Raw genomic sequence first — 22,013 nt, 5'->3', positions numbered from 1 at the left:
TACCCGCATTGTCAGCAGGCGGACAGTCCTCGAACACGCCACCACGCCGGTGAGTTGAAGCTGTATCAGCAGGCGGACAGTCCTCGAACACGCCACCACGCCGGTGAGTTGAAGCTGTAGACGCACCATTCGGCGACGACGGTCGGTGGGACGTGGAGGCGATGCATGGTGACGGAGAACTCACCTCGACAGCCGGGTAGGCGCCAGGTACTCAAGGGTGCGGCAGCGCTCGGTGGACTCGCTGCCGTCGGTGGTGGAGGGGCGCTGGCCTGGCAGCTGCGATCCGGGGACTCGCCTGCTGACGGTGCTGCTGCCGGGGCGCAGGAGAGCACGTTGGACGAGCTCGCGAACGCTGTCGTCTCGGGAGGTCCCGGCAAGGACGGCATCCCGCCGATCGATGACCCGCAGTTCGCCGGGGCCGGGGACGTCGACTTCCTGCAGGACGACGACATCGTGTTCGGACTGGTGTACAGCGGCGAGGCCCGCGTGTACCCGCAACCGGTCCTGGTGTGGCACGAGATCGTCAACGACACGTTCGGCGACGACCGCCTCGCCGTCACGTACTGCCCGCTGACCGGAACGACCGTCGGGTTCACCGGTACCGACGAGCGGCCGGACATGACCTTCGGGACGACCGGCAACCTCGTCAACTCGAACCTGCTGATGTACGACAGGGACACCGACTCGGACTGGCCGCAGGTGCTGGGTACCGCGATCAGCGGCTCCCTCAAGGGGCGGCAGCTGCGCACGGTGCCGCTGGTGTGGACCACGTGGCGAGCATGGCGTGCCGAGCACCCGGACACCCGGGTGCTGACGACCGACACCGGTGCGCTGCGGGACTACCATCGCGACCCGTACGGTTCGTACCGCGAGCAGAGCGGGTACTACGTCGACGAGGGCACGATCTTCCCCGTGGAGCCCACCGACGACACCTTCGGCAGCAAGGAGGTCGTCCTCGGTATCCGTGGCGGGGACTCCCAGCTCGCCATTCCCAAGGAACGCGTACGCGAGGAAGGCACGGTGGACGCCGAGGTCGGCGGTGTCGGCGTCCGGGCGGAATGGGACGAAGACCTGGAGACGGCGCGCGTGTCGCGTGCCGACAGTGGTGAGCCCGCCGACTTCATGGACGCCATGTGGTTCTCGTGGTTCTCGTTCTACCCGGACACCGAGGTGCGGCGGTGAGCAGCGCGGGCTTGATCGTGCGTGCCCTCGGCAGGGTGGGGGACGCCGTGGACGCGAGCGTGCGCGCACCGGCGCAGGTGCCGCGTACGCTGCGTACGGTCCTCGCGCACCGCGCCTACCGCGGGCTCGCGTTGCTGGTCGGTTCCGCCGTGCTGGTGCTGTACCTGACGGCGAACGGCGACCTCGCGTTCTCGGTGTCCGACCGCTGGTCCGGCACACCGTTCGCGCAGCTCGCGGAATCGGGCCCGTTCGACACGCGCGCTCCCTACCTCTTCGAGCCGCTGCTCGTGTTGCATCCCGGTGCGCACATCGCCGTCTTCCTCAGCCCGATGAACATCCTGCTCGGCGCGGTCGTCGCCGGCCTGGTCGGGTGCAACATCGCCGTCGCCGCGTACACCGCGAAGCACGCGGTCGCGTGCCGCCGCCCCGGATACAGCGGGATCCTCGCCGCCGCCCCCGCCTTCCTGCTCGGATTCGCGTGTTGCGTTCCGACATTCCTGCTCGCCATCGGATCCGGGGTCGCGGCGACGCTGACGCCGGTACTGGTGCCGCTACGGCCCATCTTCTACCCGCTGACGCTGGTGTTGCTCGGCGCCGTGCTGGTGTGGACGGTGCGGCGCTCGCGCGCGATGACCTCGGCGATGTAACGACCCGCGAGGTGAACGCCGGTACGCCGGCACGGTTCGCGTGCTGCTGTCCACGGGGCGTCAACGAGCGCGCGCGGCCCCGCCCATCGGGGAGGGGCGCGCGGCGAGCCTGGCCCGGATGAACAGCTCGGGGATCAGCCAGAACCCCCAGATCATGGTCAGTGCCGCGAGCACGAAGTCGCGTGCGTAACCGAGCGCGCCGTCCGGATCCGGTACGGCCAGGCGCAGCACCATCACGGCCGCGGCCATGCCCAGTACGCCGAGTGCTCCGCGCACGAACCTGCTGAAGACCGAGCCTTCGGCGCTGTACCAGCCACGCGCCCACAGCAGGGACAGCCCGCACAGCAGACCGAGCAGTGCCCCGGAAGCCTGCAGTACCGTACTCATCCCGCCGGTCTCCAGGTCGGCGGGGACCGCCCCGGTCCAGCTGTCCGGAGTGGACCAGTCGGAGCCGACGGTGGCCTGCCAGACCGCCGAGATCAGCGGGGCGACGAGGGATATGCCGAGCGCGATGGCGAGTTGGCCCGGTACCGGCCACCGGTGCCACCAGCGGAGTAGCCGGTCCTCGTAGCGCAGCGCGCACCACAGGGCCAGTACCCCGACCAGCATGCCCGCGAGTACGTCGCTGACGAAGTGGACGCCGAGATACAGTCGCGTGACCGAGACCGCGACGACCAGGATGATCGCGACCACCCACGCCCAGCGTCGGCGGATCTTCGCCGCGAGGTATCCCCACAGGGTCGTCGACATCTGCGCGTGGCCGGAAGGCGCACCGAAGCTTGACTCGACGGTCATCCGGGTGACCTGCGGGCTGAACCAGTACGGCCGGGGTCCGTGGACGAACGACTTGAGCACGATGTTGACCGTGGCGCTGGCGATGAGCAGGACGTAGAGTCGCGCGCCGATGCTCGCGCTGACGCTCCAGAAGACCAGCGGGGCCAGCCCCAGGTACAGCACCTCGGACCCGAGCGCCGAGACCGCCGTCATCGGAGCCTGGAGCCAGTCACCCCAGCCCTGGATCCACGTGATCAGGTCGGTCTCGGCATCCCACAGTGCTTTCATGTGTGCCTCAACGATCGACCATCGGGTTCGAACGGCAGGCGAGCCAGCGGGGGTCGCCGGGCTCGCCCGGCCGAACCGGTGCGCGGGTCATAGCCGGGCAGGCACCCCGGGATGCCTGCCTACTCGCCGGACCCGCAGATGTGTTCCCAGGTGGCGTCCGCGTAGACCTCGGCAGCCTCGGCCGGGTCCTGGCCGGGCGCGGTCAGGCTGGACTCCTGCTCGTCCGACAGCATCTGCTCGGCCAGCTGGGCGACGGTGTCCTTGTCCTCGAAGTCGCAGTACACTTCCGCGCGCTCGAACATGTCCTCGAAGGTGAGGCCTTCGTTGACTTCGATGCCGGCTTCGGCGAGCTCGTCGGCCCACTGGTCCTGGGCCGAGTCGCTGCCGCAGGCGGAAACGGCAGCGGCGAGGACGAGTACTGGCAGAAGGCCACTCTTGCGCATCGAACGACTCCCGTAGATGAGTGTGTTGAGGTTGTGTAGCCGGTGTTCGTCGCTGCATCCGTGCGGGACGTCATCAATGCCCCGATCCGGACGGCAGCTGCGATGTGGACATGCTGCCAGAAGCCCCGACCGGGCCACGGACCGAGTACCCGGAACGCGCCGCTCGTGGCACGCTGAGTATCCTCCGCCGCCCGCCGTGCGCGTCGCCGGTGGGATCCCCCCGCAGGCGAGAAGGTATTTCCGGGTGTCGTGTAACACCGGAGGCCGAAGAGCGATATATGACGATAGCTAGCTATGTTCCGTTAGCCTGGCCAGGCCTTCTTGATCACGAAAGTCCGGATCGCGACGTGAACAGTCGCGGGGGTCTTCCGTGGTCACATCAAGGAGGTATCCATCTCATGAAAGTCAGGCAACGAAAACGGGCTGCCGGTAGGGCAGGCGTGGTCGGGCTCGCCACCTTCGCGGCGCTGGCGCTCGCCGCAGGGACCGCCTCAGCAGCGGGCGGGACCGTCACGGGCGACAAGTCACTCGGTGAGGATGCCATCGACTGCGGCGGAACCGTGCCGGTCACCGTGACGCTGGACGGTGAGGACGGCATCGCGGGCGACCCGGCGGACTCCATGCTGGTGCTGGATCGCTCCGGCAGCATGGACGGAGGGCCGCTGAGCGACCTCAAGTCGGCGTCCAAGCTATTCGTCGACATCCTCGACGAGTCCACCGACGGCGACGAGAACGGCCAGATCGCGCACGGCAGCAGGGCGGGCGTGGTCAGCTTCGCGGGCGGCGCCACGGTCGACCAGACTCTGACCTCGCTGACTCCGCCGGTCAAGACGGCGATCGACGCGCTGTCCGCGGGCGGGTCGACCAACCACCAGGATGCGTTCGACACCGCGCAGACCGAGCTGGAAGCGGACGAGCCGGGAAACAGCAAGATCATGATCATGTTCACCGACGGCCAGACCACCGCCGGTGGTGACCCCGACGCCGCCGCCGAGGACGCCAAGGCGGACGGTACCGAGATCTTCACCATCGGGCTGGGCAGCGTGAACGCGAGCCAGCTGGAGGACTGGGCCACCTCGCCGGACCACGTGTTCATCACTCCGGACTCCGACGACCTGGAGGAGATCTTCGCCGAGATCGGTGCGGCGATCGTTCAGCCGGCAGCCACCGATGTCGAGGTGGTCGATACGGTCGCAAGCGACTTCTCGATCAGCAACGTCGCGGTGTCCAAGGGCGACGTGTCGCAGAGCGGCAACCAGCTCACCTGGACGATGGACGAGCTGCGTACCGAGACGGTGGAGCTGACCTTCGACGCCACCCACGACATCGCGGGCACCAACGGCACCCTCGAGGTGAACCCGACGGTGACCTACACCGACGCCGAGGGCAAGACTGTCGACTTCGGCAACCCCACCGTGGACGTGAGTGGTTGTGAACCGGTCGCCACGTGCGAGGAGACCAACAACCCCTCCGGCGGCAACACGCCACCGGCGGACAACCAGGACGGCTTCTTCATCCTGGGTGCAGAGGACGAGGACGGGTCCGACCTGGAGATCTTCCTCACCGATGACGAGAGCGGTGAGGTCTTCGGGCCGTACGAGGACGGCACCAAGATCAAGCTGGTGCAGGCTCCCGGAGCCGAGCCACGGGAGCGCGAGATGAACGGCGACGTCGACTACCAGATCCGCATCCAGGGTGACGCCGAGGTGCACGCGGTCGACGGCGCGGGCAACGAATCCGAGACCGTCCGCTGCGAGGTTCCGCCGCCACCGGGATGAGCGGTTCGCAACCTGACCACTGACGGTCGGTGAGACAGGGTGGTGCGGGCGTCACTCGGGGCGCCCGCACCACCCTGTCGCCGTCCGCGTGCCGCCCCGACCCTTCGGCGCCACGGCACGGTTGTGCGACAAATCGGCTGTCATAGCTGCCACAATGTCTGTCACGCGGAGTGGCGGAGTGCCGGCGCCGGGCTCTCGGCAACGTGGCGTCGTGCTGCGGCAACGAAAAACCGCAGGCCGACGAGGATGCCGGCCTGCGGTTGGAGAGTGCGCCACCAGGGACTCGAACCCCGAACCCGCTGGTACTAGACCGACCTCTGGGTGAGTGCCGAACGGTGACGGTCACCTCGGTTGCGCTGGTGCGTTTTCAACTGCAAATGGCGACGCGCTGCCGCTGTTTCCGGCTCGTGCCGGACGATTAGGGGCAGTTCAGGGGCAGCCGTGTGACCAACCGGCACGGCGTGCCAACCCATACGCCTCCATCCCCGCGTTCCTTGCCGCCTCATGGCCGCGCCGAGCGCGGTCAACCCTGTAACCGATCCCGCGTGACGGACGACATACACAGTGTGACCGTATCTACGCAAAGAGAGCAAAGCGCGGGATCGGCGCGAAGCGGGGTTGAGCGTGCTCGGCGCGGCCCTGATCATGCGGCGATCGCGGGGATGGTGTCCCGCACCGGCGTGCTGTGGGTGCTTTGTCGTGTTCCGCCGGCCTCCGTGCATGTGGGCGGGGCCGGCGGCGTTATGCGCGGCCGGCCCGGTAGCGAAGCGGAAGGAAGCCGGCCGCGCGCCTGTTCGGCCCCGCGCACCCGCCCGGTAGGGCGGCTTGAAGACGTACAGAAAGTCCTCACCATTGTGCGGGCATGCGGGCAACTAAGAAGTGATGTGAGTTGATGCACAGAAGATCTACTTCGAAGTCTGACGATCTGGCATCGTTTGTTGGATCGGAGCCGCAACACCTTGACCCCTTTATCGCAGAGATAGAGGAAGACGTTACCTATTTCAGTGGCACACCTATTCGGGCAGTAGCTACAAAGTGGCGACAGCTTCCCAGCGGCTTGATTATCCCTAGCGCAACAGGAAGTGTAGCGCCAATAGATCAGTTGCTTGTATACTTGACGAGTGAAGAAGTGTTTGGCATAAAACCTCCACCGTCATTGGTGTATTCTCATATCCGGCGCATTCCCTTTGACGAAATAATCACATGCTCATCGCATATTATGGCAACCATACGAAACCCAGGTCGGACACGTCGAGAGGTCGATGATCAGTTTGCGAGGATTTGGTTCAATGAACCGATTCGCACGCGTGTTCTCAATCGTCTTAGGGATGGAACTCGTGGACTCGTCGTACCGCAGGCAGTATTTTCGGTCATCCAAAAAGCTGCGTTCCTATCAGGCGACGCGCTCGTATTCGGCCGAGAAAAGGGAAACTATGTCTTGTCCTTAATAAGCCTTGGAGACTATCTAGGTTATAACGATAATGACAACGAATCACGTGTTATAACAAAAAAACCAGGCAAAATCGGGCGGGAAGTTATAGCAAACCAAGTATTTAACGCCAGAGTCGACGAAGCAAGTGTACTTTCGCGATTCTGGCGTATCTGGTTCCAGCTACCTAAGGAACTTCGTGACGATCCTGAAATGGTTGATCTTGAATCAGTCTATTTGGACGCAGTCGGGGTTCCCCTCTGGGACGTTTGTGCAGCAGCAATCTTGCTCTGGGCGTCTGCCATAAAGGGCACTACCAATATTGATGAGTTTCTCGATGAGCGAGGTTGGGGAGCGGATCGTTTTCAGGATGCAATATCAGTTTTTTCAATACGGTTGCCAGAGTTTCGCGAAGCTGTAGCTCGTGAACTAGAGCAAGCAGAAACCGACTGGTCATTCGACGCCTTTAGGCGGTACCCTGTTGTTCAATTGTGGGACGATAAGCTTAGTGTAATCGATCCCGACTTGCTGCTCATGCGAGTATTTGGTTGGGTTCCTGTGCATGAAGTTAAAAGTTACATTGACCCGAAAGATGAGCAAAAGAAAGCTCGGTTCAATAGTGGAATTCGCAGGGCGGTGGAAGAATATAGTCTTGAAGTATTAGAGTCTATAGTACCTACGTCTTCAGGATCTAAGCGAATGTATCGGGATAGTGATATTAGCCGAGCATACGGTGGGCATAAAGTGCGTCTCCCAGATGCTGCGATTGACTACGGAACGTCTTGGGTACCAGTCGAGATAACGACTAGCCAACTGCGTAGGGAATCGATAGCAGGCTTGTCTGATGATTATATCGTTCAAGATCTGGAAAAATTTGTCAAAAAAGTTGAACAACTAGACTCACTTATACGGAAATTGCAAGATAACGAGACCTTGCTTACTGGGTCTTCCTGTGTCAATTCGCGACTATTCTATCCCGTCCTTGTTTTGCCGGAGGGTTTTCCTGTTAATCCGATCACCATGACACTAGTACACGAAAAAATAGGGGAAAGTAACCTTCTTAATGATAAATCCGTTATGCCTCTTGAGATAGTAGATATTGAAGATCTGGAAATGATAGAGGCTCTCCAGGAGCAATCAGGTCCGAGTTTTCTTCAATTGTTGGACGGAAAAAAGAATGCGGGACTTCGAGACCTACCTATGCGTGATTACATTCTTTCGGAGCTCCGACTTTCTCCAAGGCGGTCAAGTCGTGTTGATAAACTATGGCAAGAAATATTTAAGGAACTTTTTCGTTTATAAAGACGTCGGAGATTTCAGATAGGCGTAATTGCGAGTTCTTTAAGTGCTTTCCTGCTTGTGTGCATTGAACAGGTACTGTAGGCAGCATGACCAGCCAGGACAACGACGGGGAGCTGACGCGGTGGACGATCCATGGCGAGAGGGTCGTGGACGACAGTCGCAAGATGGTGGTGAGTATCGCGTCAGTCGAGCTTCCGGATGGGGTGCAGTTCGAGCAGTACGTGTTCCGGTCTCCTCCTGTGGCGATGGTGATCGCCGTCAATGAGCGGGACGAGGTGCTGATGATCTGGCGGCATCGGTTCGTGATGGATCGGTGGACGTGGGAGCTACCTGGGGGGTATATCGACCCTGAGGAGGACGCCGAGCAAGCCGCTGCTCGTGAGCTGGAGGAAGAGGCCGGCTGGCGTGCTGGCTCACTCCGGCTGTTGGCGCGCTTCCAACCGCTCGCAGGCAGCATCGACATGGAGAACCACGTCTACCTCGCCGAGGAGCTGGAAGCGACGGGCAACGGTCCTGACATCAACGAGACCGCGAAGGTGGAGTGGGTGCCGCTGTCGTCGGTGCCGGATCGCATCGCCAAGGGGGAGGTCATCGGCGCGGGTGCACAGCTCGGGCTGTTACACGCGGCGCGGTTGCGCGGTTACTAGACCCGCTGCAACGGGATCTGGTGCGCCGTCATCTGCCTGAAGAGCTGCTGCACGTGAGTCGATGACTCGTAGGGCTGAAGTCGCTGCGCCACGTCGCTGAGATAGCGCTTGGACCGGACAGAACGAACATTCGACGCCAACTGCAAGGCTTCGGTGGCGGCGGGCACCGCTTCATCGACGTTGCCCTGGTCGGCCAGTACGGAAGCCAGCAGAGCCGTATTGAACATGCGGCCGCGGTCGTACCCGTCGGACATATGCAGGGACTGGCGCGCGAAGCGCTCGGCCTGCGCTGGCTCACCGAGGTCTTTGAGCGCGTGACCGAACTTCGCCGAGAGGTATGCGCTGTCGAGGTAGCCGAGCCAATCAGGCGTGTCATCCGGTCGAATCCGCGCGTAGGCCGCTTCGGCTTCCTGCAGGTTGATGATGCAGTTGCGGCGGTCGCCTTGCTGAGCGTAGCCGTGCGCGGCCATTACGGCGGCTTCGGCCGTGAGCGCCGGGACGTTGTTGTTCTTGGCGCCGTTCTTAGCCGATAGCGCTCGGTCGATCGCGTTGTCCGGATCGCGGAGGTGGCTGAACTGGTGGCTCATTCCCGCTAGAAGCTCGGCGGCGTAGACCTGGTTTCCGACCTGCTGGCTCAGAGCAAGGGCCTGGGTCAGTGCTCGGTGCCCTTGCTGGCTTTCGCCGATGTCATATGACATCCAACCGGCCAGGTGGTAAAGCTCGGCTGCGGTCGAGAACAGTTCGTAGCTGACGGTGGGGCTGGTGCGTGTGTCGGTGAGCTTGTCCTGTACTTCCGTGCGGAGGTAGTAGGCAAGCTGCTTCAAACTGTGGCCACCACCGAAGCGGTTATCGAGCCGTCGGAACATGCGGGCGTACTCCCGCATGACTTCGACGGATTCCATTCCGACCTTGTTGTAATTCGAGCCAACAGCGGGGATCGATTCCTGTAATGTGTCAGTGCCCAGCAAAGCCGCGCCAACACCGATGGTCTTGAACAGTTCGCGCCTTCGCATGTCCTCCTCCGAAGCGTCGTCATCGCCAATTCTATCTGGCGTATTTGTGAAGGCGCATGACGTAGAGTCCGAGTCGTCAAAATTGAACCACAAGATAGATTCAGGGATATCAAGCGTCTTCGCCCACGTAATGAGCTTCGAGAGGTCGTGTGGGGGTTGAGGGTTGCGCTCGATGCGGCTGACCTGGCCTTGGGTCACTCCTAAGGTGGTGGCCAGCTCAGACTGCTTTACCGGGGGGTCTTGCAGCTCGCGCCAGGACTTCAGCAGACGCCCGAAGTGACGTTCGCGGCACGCCTGCTGGATCTCCAGCTGCGTCCAGAAGTCGGCTGGTAGCTGGCGCTGGTTCGGCTGCTCATCCCCATGTCTCGCGGTCTCGGCCTTGTGGTCCATCCGCGTTCCCTCCAGTACGTATGCATCAAGCCTAGCTCAGTGCGAGACACGTGACGAGGGCATATGCGCCGTATACATATCGACCATTCGGGTATGCATTCACGGCGTTCGGCGCCTGCGCTGACCTGCGGTTTCATTGGGTCGTCTCCGGTAAGTCGGAGCGCTAGTTAACCGCAGATTTCCCTTGGAGGACTGTAGTTATGCGTTTGTTGATTGATACGTCGAATGTGCAGTTCACGGTGGGTCGTGAGGTGCAGCCGAAGACTGATCAGAACGGTGCGCAGCGTGTGGAGCGTAATACGAACATCCCGATGTGGTCTGTGCAGCTGGTCGCTGTGGATGACGGTGGGGCTGAGGTGATCAACGTGACGGTGGCGGCCTCGCAGGCTCCCACGGTTGCGGTTGGTTCGTCTGTTTCCCCGGTTGCGTTGCAGGCGATTCCCTGGGCACAGAACGGCAAGCACGGTGTGGCGTATCGCGCTACCGAGATCAAGGCGCTGACCGGTTCGAAGTCTGCTTCGACGGCTGCGTCGTCCTGATGCCGTGTGTCGACGATGTCTGACGAGTTCCAGCGGTATCCCGTACAGCCGGTGAGTGAGGACAGTGATCCTCGGTTTTCGATCGGGCTGATCAGCGATGTGGCTGAGGTGTTCGCACGGCACGGCTACCCCAAGGTGCGTGCGAGCGGTGACGTTGCCCGCCTGTATCACACGGTGTGGGCGTTTCTGTACCGGCACGACGAGGACGGTCGTCGTTTCTAGTTGGTGACGAGGGCACAGGGGCCGGTGAAGGTTCTTGGTGGTTCCGATACCGGTCCTGTGCCGCTCGCCGTTTCCTCATTCAACTCCTGCCTGGGAGGGCGAAGAGTTATGGCTAAGTCTAGTCGAGGCACGCGCACGCGTCGGGCGCGTGGCGATGTGATGGAGATGTGGCAGACCCCGAAGCAGTCGTGGCCTGCCTTGATCATGGGTGTGTTGATTCGGTGGCGCGTCGAGCTGCTGGTGTTGGCGTGCCTGGCGGTGTTCGTGTGGTGGCTGCATGGCCGCCTCGAGGGTTTGGCGTTCTGGGCGGCGCTGGTGGCTCCGGTGGCTGTGGTGCTGGTGGTGCCGCAGTCGCGGCGGTTCGTGGTGGCGCGGTTCTGGTGTGTGCTGGACCGGCATCGGATCCGGACGTGCCTGCGTACCGCGCGGGTGCGCACGATGAATCTGGATGGGTCGCTGCCGCTGATGCTGTGGGCGCGTCCGACGAAGACGGGTGAGCGCATCTGGGTCTGGACCCGGGCTGGGTCCTCGGCGCAGGAGCTGGAAGCCGCACTCGGGTATGTGGCCTCGGCGTGTTTCGCTCGGGAGGCGCAGCTGCAGCGTAAGCGGTCGATGTCGACGCTGGTGGCGATCAACGTGATCCGGCGTGACCCGCTGGAGAAGGCCAGCACGGTCTCCTCTCCGCTGGGTGCGGTGTCGGCGTTGGTGCCGGGCCGGGCTCGGGCTGGCTCGTCGGCCGAGCCCGTGGAGCCGATCACCGCGGCCACGGTCACTCCGGTGCCGGCCCCGCGTGAGGCCTCCTCGCCTGCCGCTGGGTCGGCCCCGGCTCGTACACCCTCCCCCGCTAATGCGGCCTCGCGCGCGCAGTCGGCCGGTGCTGGTCGGCCTGCGGTGATGGCCGGTGGGGACGACTTGTCCGACTACCTCGACTGAAAGGGGGTTGGTCTGCGATGAAGTTGCGTAAGAAGCGTGAGCCGGACACGGTTCCGGTGGCCGGGTTGTCGATTTATGACCCGGTGCATCTGGGGATGTTCGCCGATGGCGAGGGTGTGAATATCGAGCTGATCTACCGCAACATCCTCATGGCCGGCGAACCCGGTGCCGGTAAGTCCGTGGGGTTGAACAACGTGGTCGCGCACGGGGCGTTGTGCCCGGATGTGAGCCTGTGGCTGTTCGATGGCAAGCAGGTCGAGCTCGGGTTGTGGCGCGAGGTCGCTGACGTGTTCGTCGGGCCCGATATCGAGCTGGCGTTGCAGCGGATGGAGGCGCTGCAGGCGGAGATGGATCGTCGCTATGACGAGCTGGACCGCGTGCGGCGGCGCAAGATCACCCACACCGACCCGATCGATGTGGTGATGCTGGTGGTCGACGAGCTGGCGCTGTTCTCGGTGACCATGGGCAGCAAGGACCAGCAGGAGCAGTTCGTGCGCATCCTGCGGGACCTGGTGGCCCGGGGTCGTGCGGCCGGGGTGATCGTGGTCGCCGCGACCCAGCGGCCGAGCGCGGACATCATCCCCACCAGCCTGCGGGATCTGTTCGGCTACCGGGTCGCCTACCGCTGCACCACCGACTCGTCCTCGGACATCATCCTCGGGCGCGGCTGGGCCAGCCAGGGCTACAACGCCGCCACCATCGCCCCCGAAGAGCGGGGCGTGGCCTACCTGCTGGCCGAAGGCGGCATTCCCCGCCGCATGAAATCGGCGATGTTGACCGATGCGGATATTTACGGGCTGGTCGACTACGCCCAGCACATCCGCACGTCTGGCGGCCATTCCGCCGCATAGAGCGGCGAAATCCACGTGCATTTGTCTATTCACGACACAGGAGAGGACTGTCTTCGATGAGTCTGACCATCACTCCGCCGTTGGGGTTGGATGCGCACCGCGTGTGGGTGCTCATCGCCAGCCCGACGGGCGCGGTGGATGCCGCACGGGTGGCCTATCACCCCGAGCGGGCGAGGTTTATCGCCCTGCCGTGTCTGGCGTTCGACACCACGGCGGTGCTGCCTACCTATCCCACCACCGGGGAGCTGATTCCCGGTTTCCGGTGGGCCACCACTGGTGATGTTGATGCGCATGCGGAGCTGTTCACCACCTCGTCTGTGGAGGGTGCTTGGTGAGCGTCTCGGCACTGACACTGACCCCCAACACCACCACCCCGGTGTTGGGGGCCGGTGCCATGGTCGAGCCGGTCGGCTCGAACACCACGCGGCAAGAGCTGCTGGCCCGCGCGAATCGACATGACTATGCCTCGTGGTTGGCGCACGTTGCCCCGGCAGCGGCCTGCTCGCATCCGGTGCGGCTCAAGCTCGAGGCGCACTGGCACAACCAGCATCGGCCGGACGAGATCGACCGGGTCAGCGATGACGTCCCCGATGGCATGTTCTACGTCGCCTGCAAGAACCGGCGCGCCAGCGTGTGCCCAGCGTGCTCGGAGACCTACCGGGCCGATACATACCAGCTGGTCAAAGCCGGGCTAATGGGCGGCAAGGGCGTCCCCGAGACCGTGACCGAACACCCCTGCCTGTTCGTGACCCTGACCGCGCCCTCGTTCGGGCCGGTGCACACCCGCGTGGTCACCGGCAACGGCACCGTGCGCCCGTGCCGAGCCCGGCGGAACGCCGAGACCTGCCCACACGGGGTGGTGCTCTCGTGCACCGCCCGGCACGCCGCCGAGGACTCCCGGGTGGGGGAGCCGTTGTGCCGGGACTGCTACGACTACGACCACCAGGCCGTGTGGAACTTCCACGCCGGCGAACTATGGCGCCGCACCACCATCGCGCTGAACCGGCGCCTGCGCGCGGCGGCAAAGGATCTCGGGGTGCGGGTGCGGCTGTCCTACGCCAAGGTCGCCGAGTACCAGCGGCGCGGAGTGGTGCACTTCCACGCCCTCATCCGGCTCGATGGTTATGATCCGGCCGATCCGGATACCATCACCACACCCGATGCGGCCATCACCAGCGAGCACCTGCGCAGCTACATCACCGACGCGGCCAGCACCGTCGCCTTTGCCACGACGGCGCATCCGCGGAACCCGGGCGGCTGGACGATCACGTGGGGCTCCCAACTCGACATCCGCCCCGTCCACCTGGCCGCGAGCGACATCGATGACCACGGGGCGCTGACCACCACGGCTGTGGCCGGATACCTCGCCAAGTACGCCACCAAGGCCACCGAAGAAGCCGGGCACGTCTCCCGCCGGTTGACCGAGACCGACATCCAGATCCGGGCCGAGCACGATTCGCACCAGACGCGGCAGCTGGTGGCCTGCTGGTTCCTCGGCAAACGCCCCTTCAACCTGACCACCCTGCGGCAGCGGGAGCAGTGGGCCGACACGTGGGGCAAGCTGCAGAAGTGGGCGCACATGCTCGGCTTCGGCGGGCACTTCTCCACCAAATCCCGCCGCTACTCGACCACCCTGACCGCGCTGCGCGCGGTGCGCAAAGCCTTCCAACGCGGCCAGCAACCCCCCGAACCCCCCGACAGCACCGCGCAGGATGACGACCCCGACGGAGACGACGCCGTAGTCACCCTCGTGTGGCTGTTCGACGGTACCGGATGGCTGACCACCGGAGACGCCCAACTCGCCAACACCTCCGCCGCCCTGGCCCGCGAGAAACGCCGCGCTGCCCGCGAGGAAATCGAACACGATCTTGCCGCCTAGAACGAGAGGAGAACTCCACCATGGGCAAGCTCTGGACCGTTGAGGACGTCGCCGAATACCTCGGCATCCCGGTCAACACGCTCTACGACTGGCGCACCCGTAACTACGGGCCACCCGCCAGGCGGGTCGGCAAGTACCTGCGCTACCGGGCCGAAGACGTCGTGGCCTGGTTCGAATCACTCGACACCGACGCCGCATAGGAGGTGATGATGCCTCGACCGCCATTGCCGGTGGGCACCTACGGCAAGCTGTCCTCGAAGCGGGACGGCAAGCGCTGGATGGCGTGGTGCAAGTTCCGGGACGTGGACGGCCGGGTGCGCAAGGTCCGGGCATGGGATGAGACCAAGGCCAAGGCCGAGAACAAGCTGCGCGAGAAGCTGAAGGATCGGCAGATCGGCTCGGGTCACGTCAAGCCGGACAGCAAGGTCGTGGATGTCGCGAGCAAGTGGCTGAACGAGTTCGAGGAGCAAGTGGAACTCGGCACCCGTAGCGGCACGTCGCTCGACACGTACACGCATCGGTGGAACACCATCGTCAAGCCGCGCGTCGAGGGCCTGCGGGTGCACGAGCTGGACGCTGGCCGGGTCGATCAGATCGTGCGGGACGTCAACCGGGAGCTGTCGGCCAGCTCGGCCAAGACGTGCCGCACGATCCTCTCGGCCATCTGCGGGCTGGCGGTCCGGCACGGCGCGCTCAAGGTGAACCCGGTGCGGGATGTGCGGCCGGTTGAGAGCAGTAAGCGCAAGCCGCTGGCACGTGCCTTCACGATCGATGAGGTCATGGAGATCTTCGACAAGGCCGATCATGACCCGATCGCGATTCGTCAGGATCTGCCGGACATCATGCGTTACTTCGGCGGGACCGGGCAGCGTACAGGCGAGACGATCGCGGTGCGGTGGGAGAACATCGACTTCGCCGAGCAGGTGGCCTGGGTGGAAGGCAACATGGTTCGTACCAAGGCCGATGGCAAGAAGATCAACCCGGGCAAGTCCGAGGCGGCCCACCGCGGTGTGCCGCTGGCGAGCTGGCTGGTCGATATGCTGCGCGATCGTCGGGAGCGTGTGGCCGCTGACTGCGGTGTGTCGCCGGAGGAGCTGACCGGGTGGGTCTTTCCGAACGGTCTCGGTGGTCTTCGCGAGGCGAGCAACCTGCGTCGGGACTGGCGGGCGTTTCGCAAGCGGCACGGCATCGGCGACTGGTTCACGCCCCGCACGTTCCGGCGGACCGTGGCTACCTTGGTCACCGATGCGTTGCCGGTACGGGAGGCCAGCGACATGCTCGGCCATTCCCGTGTGTCGATCACCACAGACAGCTACGTCGGCCGGAAAGCACCGTCCCGGAATCCGGCCGATGTGCTCGACGTGCTCGGCCGGAAAGGGGACAGTAAAAGGGAACCCAGGTCATCCGATGGCGATGAGTAAGCCGATGACCTGGGTCCTTGGTGCGCCACCAGGGACTCGAACCCCGAACCCGCTGGTTAAGAGCCAGCTGCTCTACCGCTTGAGCTAATGGCGCGGATGTGTCTCACTGCGTCCCCCTGCTCAGCGCGACGAAAAGAACTCTAGCACGCTCCGTCGCCGGTCCCGGAAGGCGGCCCCCGTTCCATTCCGGCTGCCGGCGTCGGCTCGGGCACGAAGGAAGAACGCGCCAGTCACTCTTCGGTTACGTCACTGCTCCATCCGAAGCATCTTGATGTGACGCACTCCATTCGGGCGAACCATAGGGCACACTGATGCGTGAAATAGGGGAAGGATGTGTCGGCAGTGCGCGCTGTCGACACGGCGAACGTGGCGGAAAGGGGGACGTGAGTGCGAACGAGAGGGAACCCGCTGGGTTGGGGGGCGTTGCTGATCACGGCAGCCCTGCTGGTGGCCGGGTGCAGCGGTGCGTCCGGTGACGCTCAGGACGACGGCCCCGAGGAACCAGCCGGTACCAAGGACGCCGAGGTCGCCGAGCCGCTCTCGCTCACGTTCACCCCTGAGGACGAGGCAACGGGCGTGGTGCCCGCCGAGCCGATGACGGTTGAGGCCGAGCACGGCAGCCTCACCGAGGTGAGCCTCGTCGGCACGCACGGGTCGGTGGTCGACGGTTCCATGAACGACGACGAGACGGCCTGGACCACCGCTGAGCCGTTGGGGTTCGGCAAGACCTACGTGTTCGAGGTCAGCGGTGTCGGCGCGGACGGCGAGACCGTCGAGGAGACCTCCCGGTTCACCACCGCGACGCCGCAGCAACAGGCCTCGGTACGGATGAACGTCCCCGACGGCGCCACAGTCGGCGTGGGGATGCCGATCTCGTTCCAGTTCGACACCGCCATCACCGACAGGGAGGCCGTCGAGGATGCGATCAGCATCACGTCCACGCCGGAGACGGACGGGGCGTTTCGCTGGTTCAACGACTCGTGGGTGGTGTGGCGTCCTGAGGACTACTGGGAGCCGGGTACCAAGGTCGACGTCGACGCCGAGATCTACGGCAAGGACCTCGGTGGCGGGGTGTTCGGTAGCCGGGACCGCTCGGCCAGCATGACCATCGGTGACAAGGTCATCGCTCGTGTCGACGGGTCGAGTCACCAGATGACGGTCTCGGTCGACGGTGACACTGCCCGGACGATCCCGGTCTCGCTGGGCAAGCCGTCGTCGCCCACCCCGAACGGGATCTACACGGTGATGAGCGAGCACTACGACTACACCATGGACTCCAGCACGTACGGCGTGCCCTCGGACGCGCCCGACGGGTACGAGATCACGGTGAGTCACGCCACCCGGATGTCGTACAGCGGTATCTTCTATCACGCGGCGCCGTGGTCGGTCGGCGACCAGGGAAACAGGAACGTCAGCCACGGATGCATCAACATGTCCACCGGGAATGCCAAGTGGATGATGAACACGTCCAAGCCGGGCGACCTGATCGAGGTCGTCAACGCCGGTGACAGCGAGCTGGAACCCACCGACGGCTGGAGCGTATGGCAGCTGTCCTGGGAGGAGTGGACCTCCGGCGATCAGGGCGCGTGACCGGCAGGCTCCCGTCGAGCCTGCCCCGGGAGAAACCCCGTGCACGCGACAATGTCCCCGATGCGAGTCGAGCATCGGGGACATCGCTTCGTCGTGGGGTGAGTGACGGGACTTGAACCCGCGGCCCCCTGGACCACAACCAGGTGCTCTACCGACTGAGCTACACCCACCACGTCCGGCACCCGCGCGGCACCGGCTGGGATATCGTAGCGTGCGGCCGTGCGCCGTCACGCACCGGCCCCTCCCGTTCCAGGTTACCGGTCCGATCCAGCGCCGTCCTTGCCGAGCAGCTCGGCGGCGATCGTCTGGGCCCGCTCGTGTGTCGGGCCCGGTTGCTCGGCGAAGGCCGTGCGCCGGTAGTAGGCGAGCTCGCTGATGGACTCCTGGATATCGGCGAGCGCTCGATGGGCAAGGCCCTTCTCCGGCTTCGCGTAGTAGACCCTCGGGTACCAGCGTCGCACCAGCTCCTTCACCGAGGAGACATCGACGATCCGGTAGTGCAGGTGCGCGTCGAGCTCCGGCATGTCACGAGCGATGAACCCCCGGTCGGTCGCCACCGAGTTGCCTGCCAGTGGGGTCGTCCCCGCTTCGGGCACGTAGCTGCGCACGTAGTCGAGCACGAGGCGCTCGGCCTCGGCGACGGTCACGGTCGACCGGCGGACCTGCTCGGTCAGGCCCGACTCGGCGTGCATCGTGCGCACCACATCCGGCATGTTCGCCAGTGCCGACTCGTCGGCGTGGATCACCACGTCCACACCGTCGCCGAGGACATTGAGCTCGCCGTCGGTGACCAGGGCCGCGATTTCGATCACGGCGTCTTTGGCGAGATCCAGTCCGGTCATCTCGCAGTCGATCCATACAAGGCGATCAGTCACACGTTCAGCCTATCCGCTCGCCGGGTGGCTCGTGCGGCGCCGCACCCCGCCGTCCGGGGTGTTCCGGGACACGGCGCGGAAGGCCGGGCAGCGGTGCGCGCGATCACGACAGCAACGCAGCCGGTGAGGGGGTCGACGTCACCGGCTGAGCGTGCCGGCCACGAACTGGGCGAGGCCGGTGTGGTCCTGCACGACGTCGGTGAAGCCACGCTCCAGGAGAAGGTCGCCGACCTCGCCACGTTCGAACATGTGCAGACCGGACAGTCTCCCGGCGAGTTCGTCGAGTATCCGGGCAGGTGGGCGCGGCCGCAACGCGCTGGTGAGCAGGACGATGCGCCCGCCGGGCTTGAGGACGCCGGTGAATGCGTCGAGCGCGTGACGGGGATCGGCGAACATGTGCAGCGCAGCGAAACAGCACAGTCCGTCCATGGTCGCCTCGGCGAAGGGCGGCCTCATCGCGTCGGCGCGGACATAGGCCACCGGGTCGTGCGGTGCGCCACGGGCGACGGCGCGATCCAGCATCGGTCGTGAGGCGTCCAGCCCGACGGCGAGGCCGTCGCCGCCGACGGCCGAACCGAACGAGCGGGTGAACCGGCCGGTGCCGCACGCGACGTCGAGGACGGTCGCGCCAGGGGTGAGCCCGAGCCGGTCGATCGCGAGGGCGACCTCGCCGGACATGCTGGGGCCGCGTGGCCCCTTCAGTACGCGGCCGAGTGCGGGACGCCAGTGGTCCTCGTAGATCGAGGTGACCAGTTCGTTGCGCATCAGGCGCTGGGCGAGGCCGCTCGGCGGCTCGACCTGCTCGGGCGTACCGAGCAGGTCGAGGTAGCCCGCCGACCAGTCCGGCGTGGTCGGTCGTGTCGCGAGCAGGTGGAGCGCGCGCGACGCGGCTTCGTTCGGTGGTTGCTGTGTCACGCCCCCGATTCTCGTGCGCGATGCGCGTCATCGCCACCGTCGTCCCAGCTCGCGCGGTAACGCCGGCCAGTGCAGGCGGGAATCGTCTGCCAGTGCGCGGGCCACCGAACTCCACTGCTGTGGCGTGAGCCGGCGTGCGGGGCTCGACGGGTCGACTCCCGCCGCGCGCAAGAAGTGGTGCGGTGTAAGACCCGGTGCGGCAGCACGCACCACTGCGCGGGCGGGTTCGGTCGGCTCGGTGTACGCCGTAAGCAGCAGCACGCGCAGTGCGCGAGCACTGTTTCCCGTGATCTCGGTATTCCGCCGTGCGACCAGCTGCGCGGACCACACAGTCGGTGATGGTGAGAACGACCGGGGTGGGACTCGACGGCAGAGCTCGATGGTGAACCTGGCGTTCCACCACGCGAGTTCGGCGGTGCGCGGCACCGGCTCGGTCAGGCGTTTGGCGAATCCCCACTCGACGAGCAGGGAGGCGCATCGCAGTGCCGTCGGTACCGAGCCGAACAGGAGGCGACACGTCATGCTGGATATGCCGTACGGAATGCTGGCTACCACGACGAACGGGGTGCGGGGCAGGCGAAACCGGCCAATGTCCGTGCCGATCACGCTGACGCATCGCTCGCGGTCGAACCGACGGCGAAGTCGGCGGAGAAGCTCGGGGTCGCGCTCGACGGCCAGGACGCGGGCGCCGGTGGCGGCCAGGTGGGTCGTGATCGCACCGGCGCCCGCGCCCAGCTCAACGACCGTGCCGGAGCAGCCGACCGCGCAGCTGCGTACGAGCTGACGTGCGATGGTGGAGTTGACGAGGAAGTGCGCTCCGGAATCGTTCGTGGAACGCGCTGAAACAGATGTGGACCGTCGGGAAGACATGGATGTGCCGCTCCAACGTCGATGTGATCGCGTGATGGCGCGAGATGAACTGGTTCAGGTCACATCGCAGCGGCGAAACGGACGGGTTGTGCACGCCTGAGTAGCCGGCGATTGCCGGCTACGGGTGCGACCCCGTCGTGGCTGCTCGACGCTCGAGCAGAAAAAGCCGAGAGTGCCGCTGCGCTCAGTTGCGCAGCGCGCGGGGCCGGAGGAAGGCCCAGTTGCCCATGGTCGAAGCGGTCATGCGTCCAGTGTATGTACCGGGGCAACAGAATTTCCGGTGGCTGCCGTGTGCTCTTGCGCACCCAAACACAGATACCTACAGTATCTGGCATTGGGAGCAGCGAGGTAGACGCATCTACCTGATCGTGAGGGTGCTATGCCGGACCATGAGGTCGTGATCGTCGGGGCGGGGTTCTCCGGGATCGGTGCCGCGATCAGGTTGCTCGATGCGGGGATCACCGATTTCGTCATCCTGGAGGGTGAGGACGACATCGGAGGTACCTGGCGGGACAACACCTACCCGGGCGTGGCCGTCGACATCCCGCTCATCTACTCCTTCGCGTTCGCGCAGAACGCGCACGCCACACGCTTCTTCCCGCCCGGAGGCGAGATCAAGGACTACGCCGACCGGTGCGTCGAGCACTACGGACTCCGGGACTACATCCGCTTCGGACGCCATGTGCGGCAGGCGGAGTTCGACGAGGCCCGTCACCAGTGGACGGTCGACGTCGAGGGGGAGTCGCCGATCACGACGCGTTTCCTCGTCAGCGCGACCGGTATCTTCACCAAGCCGCGTCCACCGGGCATCGCGGGTGTGGAGGAGTTCGGTGGGCACACGATCCACACCGCGGCATGGGATCACGAGCACGACCTCACAGCCGAGCGCGTCGCGGTGATCGGCACAGGGGCCTCGGCCCTGCAAGTCATCCCGCGGATCGCGCGGAAGGCCCGGGAACTACACGTCTACCAGCGAACCCCCATCTGGGTTCTGCCTAAAGTGGACTTCACTATCCCGGCCTCCGTGCGCAAGCTGTTCGCAAAGGTACCCGCCACGCAGAAGCTCGTGCGCATGGTCACGAACGCGTTCATCGAGACGTTCTTCGTGACCGCGGCGGTGCACTACCAGCGTGTGCCGCTGCTCGTGCGTATCGCCGAGGCCACCGGGCGGTGGCACATCAGGCGGCAGGTACGCGACCCCGAGCTACGGGACAAGCTGCAGCCTCGATACGGGTTCGGTTGTAAACGACCGTCGATGTCCAACAGCTACCTCCGGACGTTCGAGAAGCCCGGAGTGGAGCTGGTGACCGAACCGATCGAACGAGTCACGCCGACCGGCATCCGCACCACCGACGGTACGCACCGCGAGATCGACACGCTCGTGCTGGCGACCGGTTTCCGGACCACCGAGCGGGGCAGCATCCCGACCTTCCCTGTCTACGGGCTGGACGGTGTGGAGCTCGGCGAGTTCTGACAGGCCAAGCGGTTGCAGGCGTATGAGGGGATCTCGGTGCCGAACATGCCGAACTTCTGGTTGATGTTCGGCCCGTACGCCTTCTCCGGCGCGTCCTACTTCACGCTCATCGACGCGGCCAGTAGCCACCTCGTGCGCTGCGTCAAGGAGAGTAAGCGCAGGGGAGCCACCTACATGGCCGTGCGGCAAGAGGCGCACGATCGGTACTTCTCCCGCATGCTGGACCGGGTCGGCCGCAGCATCTTCACCAACGGCTGCGCCGGATCGAACAGCTACTACTTCGACGAACGTGGTGACACGCCGCTGTTGCGCCCCAACAGCACCATCGAGTCGTGGCTGCGCTCGCGCACCTTCGACCTCGACGACTACACCTACGCCACGCTGGAACGAGCCTCCGTGGACGCGTAGAACCTCAATGCAGCAGTCGCGGTCGGCCCGTTCAGAAGGGTGGGTCGTCTGGTGGGTCGGTGGCGTTGGGTTCGGGGGGTTGTGGCTGTGTTGGTGGGGTGTGGTGTTCGGTGTAGTGCCGTCGGGTGGGGGTGGTGATGGTG

22 protein-coding genes and 2 tRNA genes are annotated in these 22,013 nt (G+C 64.8%); 16 read left to right on the top strand and 8 right to left on the bottom strand.

The features are described 5' to 3' along the window. Positions 1–165: 165 nt before the first annotated feature. On the top strand, positions 166–1,182 hold the full coding sequence (locus CHB84_RS17955; protein ID WP_089302814.1) for a DUF3179 domain-containing protein: 1,017 nt from the start codon (positions 166–168) through the stop codon (positions 1,180–1,182). After that, positions 1,179–1,829, top strand: a complete 651-nt coding sequence (locus CHB84_RS17950) for a hypothetical protein (RefSeq protein WP_089302813.1) — start codon at positions 1,179–1,181, stop codon at positions 1,827–1,829. Before CHB84_RS17955 ends, CHB84_RS17950 begins: the two co-directional genes overlap by 4 nt. Positions 1,830–1,889: 60 nt before the next feature. Here the strand turns inward: CHB84_RS17950 and CHB84_RS17945 are convergent, their stop codons facing one another. Both CHB84_RS17945 and CHB84_RS17940 read right to left on the bottom strand, forming a co-directional pair. Continuing rightward, positions 1,890–2,891, bottom strand: coding sequence for a phosphatase PAP2 family protein (locus tag CHB84_RS17945; protein WP_089302812.1), 1,002 nt, complete (start codon positions 2,889–2,891; stop codon positions 1,890–1,892). Positions 2,892–3,010: 119 nt separating this feature from the next. Next, on the bottom strand, positions 3,011–3,334 hold the full coding sequence (locus tag CHB84_RS17940) for a hypothetical protein (protein ID WP_089302811.1): 324 nt from the start codon (positions 3,332–3,334) through the stop codon (positions 3,011–3,013). Positions 3,335–3,732: 398 nt separating this feature from the next. Here CHB84_RS17940 and CHB84_RS17935 point away from each other — a divergent pair, with 398 nt between their 5' ends. From CHB84_RS17935 to CHB84_RS17930, 3 genes are all read left to right on the top strand, one after another. Then, positions 3,733–5,112 carry a vWA domain-containing protein gene (locus CHB84_RS17935; protein WP_176440027.1) on the top strand — a complete coding sequence of 460 codons (1,380 nt, stop codon included), beginning with the start codon at positions 3,733–3,735 and terminating at the stop codon, positions 5,110–5,112. Between the two features lie 892 nt (positions 5,113–6,004). Further along, positions 6,005–7,843 (top strand): hypothetical protein, encoded by a 1,839-nt coding sequence (locus CHB84_RS22475; RefSeq protein ID WP_141134723.1) that lies wholly within the window; start codon positions 6,005–6,007, stop codon positions 7,841–7,843. An 86-nt stretch (positions 7,844–7,929) separates the two neighbouring features. Next, positions 7,930–8,490: an NUDIX hydrolase gene (locus tag CHB84_RS17930; protein WP_089302809.1), complete on the top strand. Its 561-nt coding sequence runs from the start codon at positions 7,930–7,932 to the stop codon at positions 8,488–8,490. Here CHB84_RS17930 and CHB84_RS17925 read toward each other — a convergent pair. Further along, on the bottom strand, positions 8,487–9,893 hold the full coding sequence (locus tag CHB84_RS17925) for a helix-turn-helix domain-containing protein (protein ID WP_089302808.1): 1,407 nt from the start codon (positions 9,891–9,893) through the stop codon (positions 8,487–8,489). The two genes, CHB84_RS17930 and CHB84_RS17925, sit on opposite strands and share 4 nt — an antisense overlap. 200 nt (positions 9,894–10,093) lie before the next feature. Between CHB84_RS17925 and CHB84_RS17920 the strand changes: the two genes are divergently transcribed. The 8 genes from CHB84_RS17920 (at position 10,094) to CHB84_RS17885 (ending at position 15,738) form a co-directional block, all read left to right on the top strand. After that, positions 10,094–10,432 carry a hypothetical protein gene (locus CHB84_RS17920; protein WP_089302807.1) on the top strand — a complete coding sequence of 113 codons (339 nt, stop codon included), beginning with the start codon at positions 10,094–10,096 and terminating at the stop codon, positions 10,430–10,432. Positions 10,433–10,447: 15 nt separating this feature from the next. Beyond that, positions 10,448–10,654: a hypothetical protein gene (locus CHB84_RS17915; protein ID WP_089302806.1), complete on the top strand. Its 207-nt coding sequence runs from the start codon at positions 10,448–10,450 to the stop codon at positions 10,652–10,654. Between the two features lie 108 nt (positions 10,655–10,762). Next, the gene (locus tag CHB84_RS17910) at positions 10,763–11,587 is read left to right on the top strand and encodes a hypothetical protein (protein WP_089302805.1); all 825 of its coding nucleotides are present in this window, start codon (positions 10,763–10,765) and stop codon (positions 11,585–11,587) included. 17 nt (positions 11,588–11,604) lie between these two features. Further along, the gene (locus CHB84_RS17905) at positions 11,605–12,438 is read left to right on the top strand and encodes an FtsK/SpoIIIE domain-containing protein (protein WP_089302804.1); all 834 of its coding nucleotides are present in this window, start codon (positions 11,605–11,607) and stop codon (positions 12,436–12,438) included. A gap of 56 nt (positions 12,439–12,494) precedes the next feature. Then, a complete protein-coding gene (locus tag CHB84_RS17900) occupies positions 12,495–12,773 on the top strand; it encodes a hypothetical protein (protein WP_245818816.1) in 279 nt (92 codons plus the stop codon). Further along, positions 12,770–14,317 carry a replication initiator gene (locus tag CHB84_RS17895; protein ID WP_089302803.1) on the top strand — a complete coding sequence of 516 codons (1,548 nt, stop codon included), beginning with the start codon at positions 12,770–12,772 and terminating at the stop codon, positions 14,315–14,317. The genes CHB84_RS17900 and CHB84_RS17895 overlap by 4 nt, the downstream gene beginning before the upstream one ends. Positions 14,318–14,337: 20 nt before the next feature. Further along, positions 14,338–14,517: a helix-turn-helix domain-containing protein gene (locus CHB84_RS17890; RefSeq protein WP_089302802.1), complete on the top strand. Its 180-nt coding sequence runs from the start codon at positions 14,338–14,340 to the stop codon at positions 14,515–14,517. A gap of 9 nt (positions 14,518–14,526) precedes the next feature. Further along, positions 14,527–15,738, top strand: coding sequence for a site-specific integrase (locus CHB84_RS17885; RefSeq protein ID WP_176440026.1), 1,212 nt, complete (start codon positions 14,527–14,529; stop codon positions 15,736–15,738). Between the two features lie 18 nt (positions 15,739–15,756). Here the strand turns inward: CHB84_RS17885 and CHB84_RS17880 are convergent. After that, positions 15,757–15,832: transfer RNA gene (locus CHB84_RS17880), tRNA-Lys, on the bottom strand. Between the two features lie 293 nt (positions 15,833–16,125). Between CHB84_RS17880 and CHB84_RS17875 the strand changes: the two genes are divergently transcribed. Beyond that, positions 16,126–17,328: a L,D-transpeptidase gene (locus CHB84_RS17875; RefSeq protein WP_089302800.1), complete on the top strand. Its 1,203-nt coding sequence runs from the start codon at positions 16,126–16,128 to the stop codon at positions 17,326–17,328. A gap of 94 nt (positions 17,329–17,422) precedes the next feature. Here CHB84_RS17875 and CHB84_RS17870 read toward each other — a convergent pair. The 4 genes from CHB84_RS17870 to CHB84_RS17855 form a co-directional block, all read right to left on the bottom strand. Further along, positions 17,423–17,498 (bottom strand) — tRNA-His (locus CHB84_RS17870). Positions 17,499–17,582: 84 nt separating this feature from the next. Continuing rightward, entirely contained in the window at positions 17,583–18,203 is a 621-nt protein-coding gene (gene orn, locus CHB84_RS17865; RefSeq protein WP_089302799.1) for an oligoribonuclease, read from the bottom strand. Between the two features lie 138 nt (positions 18,204–18,341). Then, entirely contained in the window at positions 18,342–19,118 is a 777-nt protein-coding gene (locus CHB84_RS17860) for a class I SAM-dependent methyltransferase (protein WP_245818815.1), read from the bottom strand. A 27-nt stretch (positions 19,119–19,145) separates the two neighbouring features. Next, complete coding sequence (locus tag CHB84_RS17855; RefSeq protein ID WP_089302798.1) at positions 19,146–19,988, bottom strand: rRNA adenine N-6-methyltransferase family protein; 843 nt, start codon at positions 19,986–19,988, stop codon at positions 19,146–19,148. A gap of 379 nt (positions 19,989–20,367) precedes the next feature. On the opposite strand from CHB84_RS17855, the gene CHB84_RS17850 reads away from it, so the two are divergent. Then, entirely contained in the window at positions 20,368–21,462 is a 1,095-nt protein-coding gene (locus CHB84_RS17850; RefSeq protein WP_217898623.1) for a flavin-containing monooxygenase, read from the top strand. 36 nt (positions 21,463–21,498) lie between these two features. Then, a complete protein-coding gene (locus CHB84_RS23260) occupies positions 21,499–21,870 on the top strand; it encodes a hypothetical protein (RefSeq protein ID WP_217898621.1) in 372 nt (123 codons plus the stop codon). Positions 21,871–22,013: the final 143 nt, after the last annotated feature.

Source organism: Haloechinothrix alba, assembly GCF_900188115.1.
GTDB lineage: Bacteria > Actinomycetota > Actinomycetes > Mycobacteriales > Pseudonocardiaceae > Haloechinothrix > Haloechinothrix alba.
This window is presented reverse-complemented; position numbering and strand designations above follow the sequence as displayed.